This window comes from Stenotrophomonas lacuserhaii, from assembly GCF_014836545.1.
Lineage (GTDB): Bacteria > Pseudomonadota > Gammaproteobacteria > Xanthomonadales > Xanthomonadaceae > Stenotrophomonas > Stenotrophomonas lacuserhaii.
Genome location: NZ_JACSQS010000006.1, coordinates 17091 through 32890, shown reverse-complemented (window position 1 = coordinate 32890; position 15800 = coordinate 17091). Strand labels below are relative to the sequence as shown.

At 67.6% G+C, this 15800-nt stretch carries 14 protein-coding genes; 10 read left to right on the top strand and 4 right to left on the bottom strand.

The annotated features are described in order from the left end of the window. Positions 1-3 precede the first annotated feature (3 nt). From H9654_RS07740 to H9654_RS07720, 5 genes are all read left to right on the top strand, one after another. Complete coding sequence (locus H9654_RS07740) at positions 4-1032, top strand: aspartate-semialdehyde dehydrogenase (RefSeq protein ID WP_191770265.1); 1029 nt, start codon at positions 4-6, stop codon at positions 1030-1032. Positions 1033-1098: 66 nt separating this feature from the next. Next, complete coding sequence (locus tag H9654_RS07735) at positions 1099-2991, top strand: motility hub landmark protein FimV (protein WP_191770264.1); 1893 nt, start codon at positions 1099-1101, stop codon at positions 2989-2991. Between the two features lie 27 nt (positions 2992-3018). Then, positions 3019-3384, top strand: a complete 366-nt coding sequence (locus H9654_RS07730) for a VOC family protein (RefSeq protein ID WP_191770262.1) — start codon at positions 3019-3021, stop codon at positions 3382-3384. Between the two features lie 53 nt (positions 3385-3437). Continuing rightward, on the top strand, positions 3438-4208 hold the full coding sequence (gene truA / locus H9654_RS07725) for a tRNA pseudouridine(38-40) synthase TruA (RefSeq protein WP_101100719.1): 771 nt from the start codon (positions 3438-3440) through the stop codon (positions 4206-4208). Next, a complete protein-coding gene (locus H9654_RS07720; protein ID WP_191770260.1) occupies positions 4205-4861 on the top strand; it encodes a phosphoribosylanthranilate isomerase in 657 nt (218 codons plus the stop codon). Before truA ends, H9654_RS07720 begins: the two co-directional genes overlap by 4 nt. 21 nt (positions 4862-4882) lie before the next feature. Here the strand turns inward: H9654_RS07720 and H9654_RS07715 are convergent, their stop codons facing one another. Beyond that, positions 4883-5776, bottom strand: coding sequence for a LysR family transcriptional regulator (locus H9654_RS07715; RefSeq protein ID WP_191770259.1), 894 nt, complete (start codon positions 5774-5776; stop codon positions 4883-4885). A gap of 96 nt (positions 5777-5872) precedes the next feature. Here H9654_RS07715 and trpB point away from each other — a divergent pair, with 96 nt between their 5' ends. The 4 genes from trpB (at position 5873) to glmM (ending at position 10489) form a co-directional block, all read left to right on the top strand. Continuing rightward, the gene (gene trpB / locus H9654_RS07710) at positions 5873-7090 is read left to right on the top strand and encodes a tryptophan synthase subunit beta (protein ID WP_101100777.1); all 1218 of its coding nucleotides are present in this window, start codon (positions 5873-5875) and stop codon (positions 7088-7090) included. 39 nt (positions 7091-7129) lie between these two features. After that, the gene (gene trpA, locus H9654_RS07705; RefSeq protein ID WP_191770257.1) at positions 7130-7939 is read left to right on the top strand and encodes a tryptophan synthase subunit alpha; all 810 of its coding nucleotides are present in this window, start codon (positions 7130-7132) and stop codon (positions 7937-7939) included. 310 nt (positions 7940-8249) lie between these two features. Next, complete coding sequence (gene accD, locus H9654_RS07700; RefSeq protein ID WP_042615364.1) at positions 8250-9125, top strand: acetyl-CoA carboxylase, carboxyltransferase subunit beta; 876 nt, start codon at positions 8250-8252, stop codon at positions 9123-9125. After that, the gene (gene glmM, locus H9654_RS07695) at positions 9125-10489 is read left to right on the top strand and encodes a phosphoglucosamine mutase (protein ID WP_191770255.1); all 1365 of its coding nucleotides are present in this window, start codon (positions 9125-9127) and stop codon (positions 10487-10489) included. Before accD ends, glmM begins: the two co-directional genes overlap by 1 nt. Positions 10490-10546: 57 nt before the next feature. Here glmM and H9654_RS07690 read toward each other — a convergent pair whose 3' ends face one another. The 3 genes from H9654_RS07690 to H9654_RS07680 all read right to left on the bottom strand — a co-directional run bounded on the left by H9654_RS07690 (position 10547) and on the right by H9654_RS07680 (position 14520). Next, a complete protein-coding gene (locus H9654_RS07690) occupies positions 10547-12415 on the bottom strand; it encodes a DUF3413 domain-containing protein (protein ID WP_191770253.1) in 1869 nt (622 codons plus the stop codon). 109 nt (positions 12416-12524) lie between these two features. Then, positions 12525-13382 (bottom strand): polysaccharide deacetylase family protein, encoded by an 858-nt coding sequence (locus H9654_RS07685; RefSeq protein ID WP_191770251.1) that lies wholly within the window; start codon positions 13380-13382, stop codon positions 12525-12527. Next, positions 13375-14520, bottom strand: coding sequence for a glycosyltransferase family 4 protein (locus H9654_RS07680; RefSeq protein WP_191770463.1), 1146 nt, complete (start codon positions 14518-14520; stop codon positions 13375-13377). The genes H9654_RS07685 and H9654_RS07680 overlap by 8 nt, the downstream gene beginning before the upstream one ends. A 300-nt stretch (positions 14521-14820) precedes the next feature. On the opposite strand from H9654_RS07680, the gene H9654_RS07675 reads away from it, so the two are divergent. Further along, the gene (locus H9654_RS07675; RefSeq protein WP_191770249.1) at positions 14821-15756 is read left to right on the top strand and encodes an isopenicillin N synthase family dioxygenase; all 936 of its coding nucleotides are present in this window, start codon (positions 14821-14823) and stop codon (positions 15754-15756) included. Positions 15757-15800 lie beyond the last annotated feature (44 nt).

The window sequence follows — 15800 nt, the reverse complement described above, 5'->3', positions numbered from 1 at the left end:
CACATGAGTACCGAACAACGTTCCTTCCATGTCGCCGTCGTCGGCGCCACCGGTGCGGTCGGCGAAACCATGCTGTCGATCCTGGCCGAGCGCGACTTCCCGGTCGGCACGCTGACCCTGCTCGCCTCCTCGCGCTCGGCCGGTGGTGAAGTCGAGTTCAACGGCCAGAAGCACATCATCAAGGACCTCGCCGACTTCGATCCGACCGGCGTGGACATCGCGTTGTTCTCCGCCGGTGGCAGCGTGTCCAAGGAATACGCGCCGAAATTCGCCGCCGCCGGTGCGGTGGTGATCGACAATTCGTCGGCCTTCCGCTACGACGACGACGTGCCGCTGGTGGTATCGGAAGTCAATCCGGATCAGGTCGCCAACCGTCCGCGCGGCATCATCGCCAACCCCAACTGCTCCACCATGCAGATGCTGGTGGCACTGGCGCCTCTGCATCGCCGTTACGGCATCGAGCGGATCAACGTGGCCACTTACCAGTCGGTGTCCGGCGGCGGGCGTTCGGCGCTGGAAGAGCTGGGCAAGCAGACCGGCCAGCTGCTCAGCTTCCAGGAGATCGACCCGCAGCGTTTCCCGGTGCAGATCGCCTTCAACCTGATCCCGCACATCGACGACTTCCTGGACAACGGCTTCACCAAGGAAGAAATGAAGCTGGTCTGGGAAACCCAGAAGATCCTCGGCGACAGCAGCATCCTGGTGAATCCCACGGCGGTGCGCGTGCCGGTGTTCTATGGCCACTCCGAAGCGGTGGCGATCGAAACCCGCGACAAGGTCACCGCCGCCGAGGCGCGTGAACTGCTTGCGCAGTCGCCGGGCGTGGAAGTGGTGGATCGCCACGAAGCGGGCGGCTACCCGACCCCGGTCACCCACGCCTCGGGCACTGATGCGGTGTACGTCGGCCGCATCCGCGAAGACCTTTCGCACCCGCGTGGCCTGAACCTGTGGATCGTCTCGGACAACATCCGCAAGGGCGCGGCGCTCAATGCGGTGCAGTTGGCCGAGCTGGTCGCCGCCGAACCGCGTTGAGCAGGGCGGGGGGCGTGCCGGTCACGACCCCCCACTTTGTGGCGGCCAGCCGTTATATTGGCCGCCATGAACAACGGGGCCCGCGGCGTCATGCGACCGCTCAAGTATCTTTCCACCCTCCTGTTGGCGCTCGCCAGCAGCTCGGCGATGGCGCTGGGGCTGGGTGACATCCGTGTGCTGTCCCGTCCCGGGCAGCCGCTGGTAGCTGAAATTCCGATCATTTCCGCTGATCCGTCCGAACTGCAGAACCTGCGGGTCGGGCTGGCGTCGCCGGTGACGTTCGAACGGGTGGGCCTGCAGCGCCCAACCGGCCTGGTCAGTGAACTGCAGTTCGAACTCACCCGTACCGCACAGGGACGGGCGGTGGTGCGCGTCACCTCGGCTTCGCCGGTGGAAACCCCTGCGCTGGCGTTCCTGATCGAGGCCGACTGGGGCCAGGGCAGGCTGGTGCGCGAATATTCGGCGCTCATGGATGCACCGACCAGCGCGGTTGCACTGAGCGAGCCGGAGATCGAGGCGCCGGCCGGCGCGCTGTCCAATGCGATCATCCGTGAGCCGCAGGCCGTACCGGCGCAGTTGCCGCCTGAAACGTCGACTGCAGCCGCTGCCCCTGCGCCTGCACCTGCGGCGCGCACCGCCAACACGGCTTCACCACGCGCGCCGGTGCCCGAGGCCACCGGCGCTGCCGGTGATATCGCGGTGCGGCAGGGGCAGACCCTTTCGCAGATTGCACAGTCGCTGGCCGTCGGCCAGCAGATCAGCCGCGAGCGAGCGATGATCGCCCTGCTGCGGGCCAATCCAGAAGCCTTCATCCGCGGCAACATCAACCTGCTCAAGCAGGGTGCGGTACTGCGCGTGCCCGATGCGGCCTCGCTGGCCGCCGTCGATGGCAGCGAGGCGGCAGCGATGGTGAGGGAGCATGCTGCGCAATGGCGGCGGTCGCGCACCATCCCGCAGCCTGCAGCAGCCGATTCCAGCGTTGCGGCCGCCACGCCGGCTCCCGCCGCAGCGCCGGCCCGCAGCACCGGCGCGCGTCTTGAAATCGCTCCGGCGGTGGCGGCTGCCGCTGCCACCGCTGGCTCAACCACCGGCACCGGTGATGGCAACGAGGGTGACATGCTCGGCAACGAACAACTGCGTCAGGCAAGGGAAGACGTCGCCACGCGCGATGCCGAGATCGATGAACTCAAGCAACGCATCGCGGATCTGGAAAAGCTGAAAGCGCAGCAGCAGGCGCTGGTCAGCCTGAAGGACACCGAGATCGCGGCCGCACAGGCGCGCTTGGCAGAGGCCCCGCAGCAGGCGTCCAGCGGCCCTTGGTTCTGGCTGGCGCTGCCGTTGCTGCTGCTGGTGGCCGTGGGCTGGTGGCTGTCGCGTCGCCGCAAACCCTCGCCCCTGCCGCCGCTGCGCCGTGACGACCACGACGACAGTGCGCTGTCGGCCGCCGTCCCGGCCGGTGCCGGGCTGGACGTGCTGGCCGAGCGCGCGGGGTGGGAGCAGGATCCTCGGGAGCAGGCCGAGACCGAGACCGAGACCTACACCGAAACCGGCATTGCCGGCGAAGCGCCGGTGCATTTCGATCTGGAAACACCGGCCAGCGTTTCGACCGCGGCGCCGGCTGCCGCGGAACCTTTCCCGGAGCCCGAACCGGTGGGTGACCCGGTGCCCGCCTACGCCCGCCATGCCGAGCAGCAGGACGCCTTCCGCGGCGTCTTCGAGCTTCCCGCCGGCGATGCGCCGGCCGCGCCGGAGATGTCGGACGATGCAGCGGCGCACGCCCCCGACGCGGCCGCCGCCACGCCAGCGCATGCCGGTGGCCATGACCGCCTCGAACTGGCCATCGCCTATCTGGACCTGGGGGATGCGCAGACGGCGCGCTCATTGCTGGAAGAGGTGGCCCGCAGCGATGATCCACATCTGCAGGCTCAGGCGCGCGAGCTGTTGGCGCGCCTCGGCTGACCCCCAGAGCTGTACGGAGTAACGACCATGCAACGCGACCATCGCATCGACTACATCGAATTCGCTTCGCAGGATCCGGCGGCGAGTCGCGCGTTCTTCCAGGCCGTGTTCGGTTGGCAGTTCCAGGATTACGGCCCGGACTACACCGCCTTCGACGACGGGCGGCTGCAGGGCGGCTTCTATCGTGCCGCACCGGTGTCCACCGACACCGCAGGCGCGCCCCTGGTGGTGCTGTATGCCGACCAGCTGCAGCCGGTGATCGCGGCGATCCTCGCTGCGGGCGGTGAGCTGCTCAAGCCGGTCTTCTCGTTTCCGGGAGGCAGCCGGTTCCACTTCCGCGAGCCCGGCGGGAACGCGCTGGCGGTATGGTCCGAGCGCGATCCAGCCGGCTGACGCCGGCAGCGGCGGCCGGCTTGGCGTCTTTTCACAGATTCAGAGGAAGCAGCATGCGTTACGCCTTGGGCGTGGAGTACGACGGCAGCGATTACAAGGGCTGGCAGAACCTCGGCGAAGCCGGCCCGAGCGTGCAGGCCAGCTTGGAAAAGGCGCTGTCGTCGGTCGCCGATTCGCCGGTGCGCGTGGTCTGCGCCGGCCGTACCGATGCAGGCGTGCATGGTCAGTGCCAGGTCGTGCATTTCGATACCGATGCCGTGCGTGATCCGCGCGGCTGGACCTTGGGCACTACCGCGCGGCTGCCCAGGTCGATCGCGGTGCGCTGGTGCACGCCGGTCGCCGATGACTTCCATGCGCGCTTTTCCGCGCGCGCACGACGCTATCGCTACCGTCTGTTGAACCGTTCGATACGACCGGCGCTGCAGCGGCAGACGCTCAGCTGGGAACGGCGCCCGCTGGATGCCGGCCTGATGCACCAGGCCGGGCAGGCGCTGCTCGGCGAGAACGACTTCAGCGCCTTCCGCAGCATCCAGTGCGAAGCGTTGCACGCGCGTCGCCAGATGCAGTCGGTCAGCGTGCTGCGCAACGAGGAGGTGATCGAAGTGTCGGTGCAGGCCAATGCATTCCTTCATCACATGGTTCGCAATATCGTGGGTTCGCTGATCCTGGTGGGCAGCGGGGAGCGTCCGGTCGAGTGGATCGGTGAGCTGCTGGCCGGCCAGGACCGTACTGTTGCCGGGCCCACTGCACCCCCTCAGGGCCTGGTGTTCCTGGGCCCGTTGTACCCCGACAACTGGCAACTGCCTGCCGAGGTCACCCTATGAGCCGCTCCTACTACCGTACCCGCATCAAGTTCTGTGGCATGACCCGCGCCGGCGATGTCCGCCTGGCCGGCGAGCTCGGCGTGGATGCGGTGGGTTTCATTTTCGCCCGCGAGAGCAAGCGCCGCGTGGCACCCGCCGAAGCACGTGCGATGCGCCAGGCGATCGCGCCGATGGTCGATGTGGTGGCCCTGTTCCGTGACAACACGCGCGAGGAAGTGCGCGAAGTGCTGCGGACCGTGCGTCCTACGCTGCTGCAGTTCCATGGCGATGAAGACGAGGGTTTCTGCCGCGGCTTCAACATGCCCTACCTGAAGGCCATCGCGATGGGCGGTCGCGAAGAGGTCAACGCGCGCACCCTGCAGCTGCGCTACCCCAGTGCGGCCGGCTTCCTGTTCGACAGCCATGCGCCAGGTGGCGGCGGCGGGACCGGCGTTGCCTTCGACTGGACGCGCATCCCCAGCGGCTTGCACCGACCCTTCCTGCTCGCAGGCGGGCTGACCCCGGAAAACATCTTCGACGCGGCCTTGGCGACCTTGCCGTGGGGCGTGGATGTGTCCAGCGGGATCGAATCCGAGCCGGGTATCAAGGATGGTTACCTGATGCGCAAGTTCGTTGAAGAAGTCCGTCGCGCGGACTGCGCCAGTCTCGACTGAACGCATGCCGCCGCTGCGGGTTCACCGATCGGCAAGTTCGGCCTTCAGCCAGGCCACCAACGCATCGACACGCGGATCCGCACGCGCGGCGTGCCGCGCCAGCACCCAGGCGCCCGCGGTGGAGGTGAATCCCCACGGCGCGATCAGTCGCCCGCCCGCGACGTCATCGGCAACCAGGGGCTCCGGCGCGATCGCCACGCCCAGTCCCGCCACCGCCGCTTCCAGCAGGTAGTACAGGTGTTCGAAGCCCTGTCCCGGCCTTAGTGCGCGCGCGTCCAGTGCATGCGCAGCGGCCCAGGCCGGCCATGCCTGTGGCCGCGAGGTGGTATGCAGCAGTTCCTCTGGCAGCAATGCGGACGCCGGCCGACCCTGCAGGCGGGCCGCCGCCGGATGCTGTGGGGAGAGCACCGCGCCGACCCGTTCCGGTGCCAGCTTGATCACCTGCCAGCCGTTCGGCCACGGCGGTTCAGCCAGCAGCAGCACCGCATCCAGCCGTGCCTGGGCTTCGCTGAAGCTGCCATCCAGCGCCGACCAGTGCACGTTGAGCGCGGGCAGGGCGGCCTGCAGCCGCGGCAAGCGCGGGATCATCCAGCGCGCCAGCACGCTGCTGCTGCAGCCCAGCACCAGGGCGTCGTGCAGGGCCGGGCGATGCAGCTGGTCCACTGCGGCGTGCAGCCGTTCAAACGCATCCTTGCAGGCGGCCTGCAGGGTCTGGCCGCTGGCGGTCAGGCGCAGGCCGCGGCCGTCGCGCTCGAACAACGCCAGGCCGAGATCGGCCTCGAGCAGCTTGATCTGGCGGCTGATCGCGCCGTGGGTGACATGCAGGGCCTGCGCTGCGCGCCCGACGCCGCCCAGCCGGGCCGTGGCCTCGAAGGCGCGCAGGGCATTGAGCGGAGGCAGCGGGCGCGTTGTCATGTGAGAAATACTGACATGAAGTGGCTGAAATATCGATATTCCCCGTGCAACCCGTGCGCTAGAGTGGCGGTCCACCTGCTCGACCCGGTTGCCCTCATGTCGCTCCCCCCGATTCCTGACTTCCATGCCTATCCCGATGCCAACGGGCACTTCGGGCGTTACGGTGGCAGCTTCGTCGCCGAGACCCTGGTCGGACCGCTGCAGGAGCTTGCCGCGGCCTACGACCAGGCGCGCAAAGATCCGGCCTTCATCGCCGAATACGACCACGACCTGGCCCATTACGTAGGCCGTCCCAGCCCGATCTACCATGCGCGGCGGCTCAGCGACCACGTTGGCGGTGCGCAGATCCTGCTCAAGCGCGAAGACCTGAACCACACCGGCGCGCACAAGATCAACAACACCATCGGCCAGGCGCTGCTGGCCTCGCGGATGGGCAAGAAGCGCATCATCGCCGAGACCGGCGCCGGCCAGCACGGCGTGGCCAGCGCGACGGTGGCCGCACGCCTGGGCCTGGAATGCGTGGTGTACATGGGCGCCACCGACATCGAACGGCAGAAGATCAACGTCTATCGGATGAAGCTGCTGGGCGCGACCGTGGTTCCGGTGACGTCGGGTTCGGCGACGTTGAAGGATGCCCTCAACGAAGCGATGCGCGACTGGGTCACCAACGTGCAGGACACCTTCTACATCATCGGCACCGTGGCCGGCCCCGATCCGTATCCGCGCATGGTGCGTGATTTCAATGCCATCGTCGGCCGTGAAGCACGCGAACAGATGCTGCTGGAATACGGCCGCCTGCCCGATGCGATCACCGCCTGCGTGGGGGGCGGCAGCAATGCCATCGGCCTGTTCCATGCGTTCCTGAATGATCGTGAGGTGCAGATATTCGGCGCCGAAGCGGCCGGTGACGGCATCGAGACCGGGCGCCATGCCGCCTCCATCGCGGCAGGCCGCCCCGGCGTGCTGCATGGCAACCGCACCTATGTGCTGTGCGATGACGATGGCCAGATCATCGAGACCCATTCGGTGTCCGCTGGCCTGGATTACCCGGGTGTCGGGCCGGAGCACGCGTTCCTGGCCGACAGTGGCCGCGCCACGTACCTGGGCATCACCGATGAGGAGGCCCTGCAGGCCTTCCACCTGCTGTCGCGCACCGAGGGCATCCTGGCGGCGCTGGAGTCCAGCCATGCGCTGGCGCAGGCGATCAAGCTGGCCGGTGAGCGCCCGCGCGACCAGCTGGTGCTGTGCAACCTGTCCGGCCGCGGCGACAAGGACGTGCACACCATCGCCGCGCGCGAAGGCCTGATCCTGTGATGTCTGCCATCCCTGTATTGATTGAAGGACGTGCCTGAAATGCCTGTATCCCGACTTGATGCCCGTTTCCAGCGGCTGCGTGATGCGCAGCGCAAGGCGCTGATTCCCTTCATCACCGCCGGCGATCCATCACTGGAGGCCACCGTCCCGGTGATGCACGCGCTGGTCGAGGCCGGCGCCGACGTGCTGGAACTGGGCGTGCCGTTTTCCGATCCGATGGCCGATGGCCCCACCATCCAGCGCAGTTCCGAGCGCGCGCTGGCGCGGGGTGCCGGGCTGCGTTACGTGCTGCAGGCGGTCGCCGGATTCCGCAGCCGCGACACGGAAACGCCGGTGGTGCTGATGGGCTACCTGAACCCGGTGGAGATCCACGGTTATGTCCGCTTCGCCACCGAGGCGGTTGCCGCTGGCGTGGACGGGATCCTGCTGGTGGACCTGCCGCCGGAAGAAGCGGCGGAGGCCAATGAAGCGTTCGACGCGGCGGGGCTGGCGCTGGTGCTGCTGGCCTCGCCGACCACCAGCGATGCACGTGCCGCTACGCTGCTGGGCCTGGCGCGCGGTTATCTGTATTACGTGAGTTTCGCCGGTGTTACCGGGGCATCGGACCTGCTCGACCATGATGCGGCGGGTGCCCGCCTGCAGGCACTGCGCGACCGGGCCAGCGTGCCGGTGGTGGCCGGGTTCGGGATCAAGGATGCGGCCAGTGCGGCGTCGATGGCGCGCCAGGCCGATGGCGTGGTGGTGGGCAGTGCGTTGGTGTCGGTGTTGGCGCAGGCGACCACGGTGGATGAAGCGGTGCAGGCGGCGGGGGCGTTCCTGGCGCCGCTGCGGCAGGCGCTGGACGCTTGACGCTTCTGCAGGGCTGGAGGGGGGCGGGGCGGGGTGGCTGTGCAGGACACGCCGCAAGTACGTCCGTGTAGGCTCGCTTTTCGCATCCATGCGAAAAGACGGTCCTGCACAGCCACTCCGCCCCACCTTCGACAGGTTCCTGATGGCCTTGGTAGCGCCGACCCATGGCGGCGGGGTGGTAGATGGCGTGGTTTTGCTGCAAACGTACGCCGGGGCACGGTTTTGTGGGGGTGCACGGGTGGGGAAAGGCTGAGCTAGACTGTCGGCCTTTGCGGCCTTCGGGCCGCCCTGAACGGAAGTAGCAACCCGCATGAGTTGGCTCAGCAAGTTGATGCCGTCGGGCATCCGCACCGACAACGTCCCCAACAAGAAGCGCAGCGTCCCCGAAGGCCTGTGGGAGAAGTGCAGCAGCTGCGGCAGCGCGCTCTATGGCCCGGAGCTGGAAAAGAACCTGGAGGTCTGCCCCAACTGCGGGCACCACATGGCGATCCGCGCGCGCGCGCGGCTGGCTTCGCTGTTCGACGCCGACAGCATGACCGAGATCGCCGCCCGGCTGGGCCCGAACGATCTGTTGAAGTTCAAGGACCAGAAAAAGTACGCCGAGCGCATCAAGATCGCGCAGAAGAATACCGGTGAGTACGATGCGCTGATCGCCATGCGCGGCCTGCTCAAAGGCCGTCCGCTGGTCGCGTCCTCGTTCGATTTCGCCTTCATGGGTGGCTCGATGGGTTCGGTGGTCGGCGAGCGTTTCGCGCTGGCCGCGGAAACCGCGCTGGAGATCGGTGCACCCTACATCTGCTTCTCCGCCAGCGGCGGCGCGCGCATGCAGGAAGGTCTGTTCTCGTTGATGCAGATGGCCAAGACCTCTGCGGCGCTGGGCAAGCTGCGCGCTGCCGGCCTGCCGTATATTTCGGTGCTGACCCATCCCACCACCGGGGGCGTGTCGGCATCGTTCGCGATGCTCGGCGACATCAATATCGCCGAGCCGCAGGCGCTGATCGGCTTCGCCGGCCCGCGCGTGATCGAGCAGACCGTGCGCGAGAAACTGCCGGAAGGCTTCCAGCGCTCGGAGTTCCTGCTCGAACACGGTGCCATCGACCAGATCTGTGATCGTCGCGAGCTGCGCGACCGCCTTTCCGAGCTTCTGGCGATGATGCGCCGCGAACCTGCGCCGACGGAGGCCTGATGGGAACGCGCAGGTATTTCGGCACCGACGGTATCCGTGGCCGGGTCGGCCAGGGCGTGATCTCGGCTGATTTCGTACTGCGGCTGGGCAATGCGTTCGGCCGCGTGCTGCTGGCCCAGCAGGCGGCGGGCAACCGTCGCCCGATCGTCGTCATCGGCAAGGACACGCGCATTTCCGGCTACATGTTCGAAGCGGCGCTGGAAGCGGGGTTGGTTGCTGCGGGCGTGGACGTGCAGTTGCTGGGGCCGATGCCCACGCCGGCTGTTGCCTTCCTGACCCGAACGCTGGGGGCTGACGCCGGCATCGTGATCAGCGCCTCGCACAACCCGCACCATGACAACGGCATCAAGTTCTTTTCCGCCCAGGGCGAGAAGCTGGACGATGCCACCGAAATGGCGCTGGAAGCGGGCATCGATGAGCCGTTCACCACCGCCGAATCGGAAAAGCTGGGCAAGGCGATGCGTGCGCGCGAGGCGATCGGCCGCTACATCGAATTCTGCAAGGCCAGCGTGCCGCGCGACTTCGATCTGCGCGGCGTCCGGCTGGTGCTGGACTGCGCACACGGCGCGACGTACCACATCGCACCGCTGCTGTTCCGCGAGCTGGGGGCGGAGGTGATCGCCATCGGCGCGGCGCCGGACGGGGTCAACATCAATGACGGCGTCGGCTCGACGCACATCGACAACCTGGCTGCCAAGGTGCGCCAAACCGGTGCCGACCTGGGCATTGCCTTCGACGGTGACGGTGACCGGGTGCTGATGGCCGACGACCAGGGCAACCCGGTCGATGGCGATGACCTGCTGTTCATCCTGGCCCGCGCCTGGCAGGCCGATGGCCGCCTGCGCGGTCCCGTGGTGGGCACGCTGATGACCAACTTCGGGCTGGAACAGGCACTGGAAAAGCTGCAGATTCCGTTCGTGCGCAGCAACGTCGGCGACCGCTACGTGCACCAGGCGCTGGTGGAAGGCGGCGGCGTGCTCGGCGGTGAAGCGTCGGGGCATCTTCTGTGCCTGGATCGCGCCACCACCGGCGATGCCATCGTCAGTGCGCTGCAGGTGCTGGTTGAACTGCGCCGCAGCGGGCAGAGCCTGCGTGAGGCCCTGCAGCCGCTGTCGCGGGTGCCGCAGAAGACAGTCAATGTGCGGCTCGGCAACGTGTCGGCCAAGGCCACCGTACAGGCTGCAAGCGTGCAGCAGGCGCTCCTGCAGGCGCAGCAGGCGGTGGCCGGCCGCGGCCGCGCGTTCCTGCGCCCGTCCGGCACTGAACCGGTGGTGCGGGTGACCGTAGAGGCCGACGAGGCCACGTTGATGCAGGAAACGCTGGATCGTTTGTCCGATTCAGTGAAGGCCGCTGCTGCGGCCTGACCCCGTTCCGCAGCGCCGCCGGGTATCGGCGGCGCCGCGGAGGGCGCAGGGGGTGCCTCAGCGCCGGCGGAACCGGGTCAGTTCGTCCCAGGCTTCGCGCAGGCCGGCGCTGTCCGGCTGCTGCACGGGCAACGGCAGGTAGTCCGGCCCCAGTGCCGTGCTGTTGCCGAATTTATCGAACACATAGGTATCCGGACCCTGGCGGATGCCACGCTGCGACCAGCTTTCCACCAGCAGCGAACGCGGTGCCATCGGTGCCGGTGCAAGCAGGTCCTGGCCGGTGCTGAAGTCTTCCAGCGGATTTTCGCAGCCCAGTGCATGCCGCATCAGCGTGGGCACCCAGTCCTCATGCGAACTGATGCGCGCCTGCCGCGATGCCGTCATTCCCGGCCAATGCAGCACGAACGGCACCTGCAGCTGGAAGTCGGAGAAATTGCCGTTGTGGCCCCAGTAGTTCAGGCCGAGGTCGTTGAATTCTTCGGCGTGGTCGCCGGTGACCAGCACGATGGTGTTGTCCTCCATGCCGGCTTCGCGCAGTGACTGCAGCAACTGGCTGACCAGACTGTCCGCATAGTGGACGGCGGTGCGGTAGCGATTGCGCTCCGGGGTGGCATCGTGGTCCTGGTCCAGCGCCAGGAAGTCGATGTCCTTGGCCATCGGCGTGTCCAGCGCGGGGTAACCTTTGGGCAGGTGGTACGGCGCATGCGTGGCGTCGAGGAAGGCGAAGCCGAACCACGGCGTGCCGGAGGGGGTCGCGCTGATTTCCGCACGCAGCGTGTCGACTACGTGGCGGTCACGTTCGGCGACGCTGAGCGCCGCCGGTGCGGTCTGCAGCAGCTCCCGCACGTCGGCGAATGCGGTGCGGTCGAACTCCGGGCTGTACAGCGGCGCGCTGCCATGCAGGTACATCGCATAACCCTGCTGCTTGAGCACGTCGAACAGGACCGAGCCGCGCTGCTCGGCCAGCATCGGCTGCCAGTAGCCGCCGGGCAGGCCGTACAGCAGACCGAACAGGCCGAAACGGGTGGCGTTGCCGGTGCTGTAATGGCGCTCGAACACCTGCGATTGCCGCGCCAGCGCCCAGGTGCCGGGCATCGTCTGCGGATCCAGTGCGTCGGCACGCAGCGATTCCAGCACTACCACCAGCACATTCGGTCGCCGGTGGCTCTGGCAACGCAGCGGAGCGCTCGGGTAGGCCAGTTCACTGAGCTTCGGATCGGTCAGTGCGGCGGCGCGATCGACCACCGGCACGCCCATCGCACGCATCTGCCGCTTGGCGGTGATCGGCTGCGCCCACGGCAGGTAGGCCCACTGGCTGACCACCGCGCGTTCGCCGCGAGCGTCGTAGTAGGCCGTGGCGATCTGGCCCGCAGTCATCAGCACGGCCGCTGCCGTCCATCCGCCCAGCACCCAGGCGCGAGGCGGACGCGGTGGCAGCAGCCGCCAGCAGCCCCAGGCCAGCAGCGCCTGGGCAGCAAACACGGCCATGACCACGCTGGCGATCTGCAGCCAGTTGCTCCAGGACAGGCTGACCTGGTCCTGCATTGCGCCGCCGAACACCATGTTCAGCACCATCGCATTGAGGTGGAAGCGATACAGCGCAAAGACCTTCGCATCCACCATCAGCAGGCACAGCCACAGGCCCTGCATGACCACCGCGGTGATCGTGAGCGGCTGCGCGCTGCGCGTCCACAGGCCGGCCAGCAGCGCCGGCAGCATCACCAGCGCGCCGAAGGCAAGGAAATGTCCGGGTACGGCCAGGGCCAGGTACAGCCTGCCGAGCATTCCGCCGGGATTGGCCGTCCACGGGATGTTGGTCGCGCTGATGCCGATCGCCAGCACAGCGCCCATGGCGGTCATCAAGCTCGCCCATGCGAGGCGCTGCCACCGCAGGGAGGGGGTGGCGGAAGAGGGGCGTGCAGGCATCGAGGGGTTCATCGTGCAGGGGAGGACGGCACGCAGGCGTCTGTCGTGGCGGGGGCGCATTGTATCGGCTTGTATCGCTCCGCCGATGCCCGCTGCCGGTAGGCGGCGCTCAGGGGCCGGCGGGCAAGCCCTTGCGACGGGCCTTGAAGCCGTTGAACAGGGGGGCCAGTGCGGGCAGGTAGCTGCAGGCAATGCGCCTGCGCAGCCACCAGGCCGGGCGGTCGCGCACGGCGAAGCGATAGATGTGGCCGGCGTCGCCCCCGATGCGGTTGCGGCCAAACGGGTGCGTTGTATGCAGGTAACGGAATCCGTGCGCGCGGGCGATCTCCACGTGGTCCGCGTCGAAGTCGCCGTAGGGCCAGCACAGTGTGTCCGAGGCCCTGCCCAGCTCCTGCTGCAGCACGTGGCGTGCTTTCGCCAGATCGGCATCCAGCCCGCTTCTGCGCTGGCTGCGGTCCAGGTCCGCGCGCTGCAGCCAGCGCGTGTGCGAGTGCGTGTGGCAATGCACTTCGAAGGTGCCGGCGGCGATGGCCGCGCGTGCCTCGTCCCAGCGCATCATCACCTGGTCGGCCTGCCCTTGGCGGAATATCGCGTCTTCGCAGCCACGATGGTCCGGCGTGGCGGGCAGCAATGCGCTGGAGTCGCCCGCGTGCGGACGCACCGGCCCCTGGCCCATCCAGCCGGTGACGACGAAGACCACGGCATGCATGCCATGTGCCTGCAGGATCGGGTGGGCGTACACCCAGTTGTCCAGATAACCGTCGTCGAAGGTAATGACGATGGACTTGCGCGGGACCGGCTTGCCGGCCAGGAAGCCGGCGTACTGATCCAGTGTCAACGACGTCCAGCCGGTGTCGGCGAGCCATGCGATCTGGCTTTCGAAGTTCGCCGGGGACACGGTGATCATCCCCGGCGAAGGGCTGACATGATGGTGCATCAACACCGGCACGCTCCGGGCCTTACACATGTCCAAGTTCCTCCAACCATTGGTAGTAGCAGGCTTCCGTCGCGCGGCAGTGCCCGACGGGGCTGAATCGGTCGTCGCTGCGCATCCAGTCCCAGCCGGCACGGCCCATCTGCCTGCGCAGCTCCGGCTGCTCGACCAGGCGTTGCAGGGCCGTGGTCAATGCGGTTGGATCGCCCGGCTCGACCAGCAGCGCGTTGTCACCTTCGCGCACCATCTCCGGCACGCCGCCAACGCGCGTGGCCACGATGGGCACGCCGACGAAGGCGGCCTCCAGGAATACGGTGCCGGCCGCCTCTTTGTGCGTGGCGAGGGCGAACACGTCCAGTCCTGCCATGAGACGCTGCGCATCGGAACGGTGGCCCAGCAGATTCACCTGCCGCTGCAGCCCCAGCCGCTGGCTGGCGGTGCGCAGTTCGGTCATGACCGGCTCGCCCTCTCCGATCACCGCCAGGTGAAGCCAGGGATGGGCGTGGCAGAGCGGCGCGATGGCGCGCAGCAGGTCCATGTGGCCCTTCGGGCGACGAAGCACCGCGACGCAGCCGACCACCACATCACCGGCTTCGAGTCCAAGCTCGGCCCGCACCCGGGCGCGGGTATCCTGCAGGCATTGCCAGGGATCCGGTCCGCGCACGCCATGCCATTGCGGCGGCATCGCGATGGGCGGTACCACGCCGATGTGCCCCTCCTGGATGCCCCGCGCCACCAACTGCTGCTTCACGAAACGGCTGACGGTCAGCACGCGATGGGGCAGGCCGGTGTAGGTCAACAGCGAATTCACCGGGCTCATCAGGTGGCGTGAACGCACCACCAGCGGCGCGCGCGCCAGGCGCGCACCGGCCGCGGCGATAAGGGCGTCGCGGCGGCTGGTCGTGTTCACTACGTCGAAGCGATGCGACCTTACCAGCGCGGCTACCCGGTCGATTCCCCGCAGCAGCCGGACCCATCCGCCCATCCGCAGCCGGTGCACGATGAATCCATTGGCTTGAGCCAATGCGCCCAGCCGAGCGCCTGGCTGGCATAACAGCGAGACATCATGGCCGCGCGCCCGCATGGCGACCATGTGGCGGAAGATGTAGATCTCCTGGCCACCCAGGCCCATCGCCGCTTCGGTATGCAGAATGCGCAGGGGACGTTGCATGTGGAGCCAGTGCACGCGATGGGGCAGGGAGGCCAGCGTGACGCGGAAGATGCGGGCGCTCGAGCGGCGGAAGGTGGGCCGTAGATCAACGATGTTCACTGCGACATACAGGGACGATATCGGTCGGGTCGGAGGGGTGTCCGGCGTGGGTCGTCGTGCCTGATGCGACATGGTGGCGGCGCGCCTGGGGCCGCCTGGGAGGCAACGTGGCGCAGCCTGATCTGTCACAATGCAGGCGCGGAACGCGGCCCGTAGGCAGCGTGTGCCGCTGTCCAGACCCATGACCAACCAGGTACCGTTGTGAGCCAGATCCCCACCCTCGACATCACCCGCTTCGACAGCGACCGCGAGGCCTTCGTGGCCGAGCTGGGCGCCGCCTACCGCCAGTGGGGCTTCGCCGGCATCCGCAACCATGGCATTCCGCAGGCCGACATCGACGCGGCCTACGACGTCTTCAAGGCCTTTTTCGCGCTTCCGGAAGAGGTCAAGCGCCGGTACCACATCGCCGGCAGCGGCGGCGCGCGTGGCTATACCCAGTTCGGCGTGGAAACGGCGAAGGGCTCCAGCCACTTCGACCTGAAGGAGTTCTGGCACATCGGGCGCGAGATTCCCGATGATTCCAAATACCGCGAGGTGATGGCGCCGAACCTGTGGCCAAGCGAAGTGCCGGCGTTCCGTGAGCGTGGCTATGCGTTGTACCAGGCGTTGGACAACTTGGGTTCGCGGGTGCTGTCTGCCCTGGCGCTGCACATCGGGCTGCCGCAGGATTTCTTCGCCGACAAGACCAACAACGGCAATTCGATCCTGCGTCCGATCCACTACCCGCCGATCACCACCGACGACATCCCCAACGTGCGCGCGGGCGCGCATGGCGACATCAACTTCATCACGCTGCTGGTCGGCGCCAGTGCCGCCGGCCTGGAAGTGCAGTCGCATGATGGCAAGTGGGTGCCGTTCACTTCGGACGCGGACACCATCGTGGTCAACATCGGCGACATGCTGCAGCGGCTGACCAACCATGTGTATCCCTCGACCATCCACCGCGTTGTCAATCCGCCGGGCGAGCTGGCGCGCCAGCCGCGTTATTCGGTGCCGTTCTTCCTGCATCCGAACCCGGATTACCTGATCGACGTGCTGCCCTCGTGCATCACCCCGGAAAATCCGAGCCGGTATCCGGAGCCGATCACCGCCCACGGCTTCCTCGAAGAGCGCCTGCGCGAAATCAAACTGAAGTAGTGCCGGCCGCTGGCCGGCAATCAGGCAACGTCAACGTCAAAGGC

Excerpts from the sequence above, each read along its gene's own strand:
- H9654_RS07735 (WP_191770264.1), top strand. The coding sequence starts at position 1,099 with ATGAACAACGGGGCCCGCGGCGTCATGCGACCGCTCAAGTATCTTTCC.
- H9654_RS07720 (WP_191770260.1), top strand. The coding sequence starts at position 4,205 with ATGAGCCGCTCCTACTACCGTACCCGCATCAAGTTCTGTGGCATGACC.
- H9654_RS07740 (WP_191770265.1), top strand. The coding sequence starts at position 4 with ATGAGTACCGAACAACGTTCCTTCCATGTCGCCGTCGTCGGCGCCACC.
- trpB (WP_101100777.1), top strand. The coding sequence starts at position 5,873 with ATGTCGCTCCCCCCGATTCCTGACTTCCATGCCTATCCCGATGCCAAC.
- trpA (WP_191770257.1), top strand. The coding sequence starts at position 7,130 with ATGCCTGTATCCCGACTTGATGCCCGTTTCCAGCGGCTGCGTGATGCG.
- truA (WP_101100719.1), top strand. The coding sequence starts at position 3,438 with ATGCGTTACGCCTTGGGCGTGGAGTACGACGGCAGCGATTACAAGGGC.
- H9654_RS07680 (WP_191770463.1), bottom strand. The coding sequence starts at position 14,520 with ATGCAACGTCCCCTGCGCATTCTGCATACCGAAGCGGCGATGGGCCTG.
- accD (WP_042615364.1), top strand. The coding sequence starts at position 8,250 with ATGAGTTGGCTCAGCAAGTTGATGCCGTCGGGCATCCGCACCGACAAC.
- glmM (WP_191770255.1), top strand. The coding sequence starts at position 9,125 with ATGGGAACGCGCAGGTATTTCGGCACCGACGGTATCCGTGGCCGGGTC.
- H9654_RS07690 (WP_191770253.1), bottom strand. The coding sequence starts at position 12,415 with ATGCCTGCACGCCCCTCTTCCGCCACCCCCTCCCTGCGGTGGCAGCGC.
- H9654_RS07715 (WP_191770259.1), bottom strand. The coding sequence starts at position 5,776 with ATGACAACGCGCCCGCTGCCTCCGCTCAATGCCCTGCGCGCCTTCGAG.
- H9654_RS07685 (WP_191770251.1), bottom strand. The coding sequence starts at position 13,382 with ATGTGTAAGGCCCGGAGCGTGCCGGTGTTGATGCACCATCATGTCAGC.
- H9654_RS07730 (WP_191770262.1), top strand. The coding sequence starts at position 3,019 with ATGCAACGCGACCATCGCATCGACTACATCGAATTCGCTTCGCAGGAT.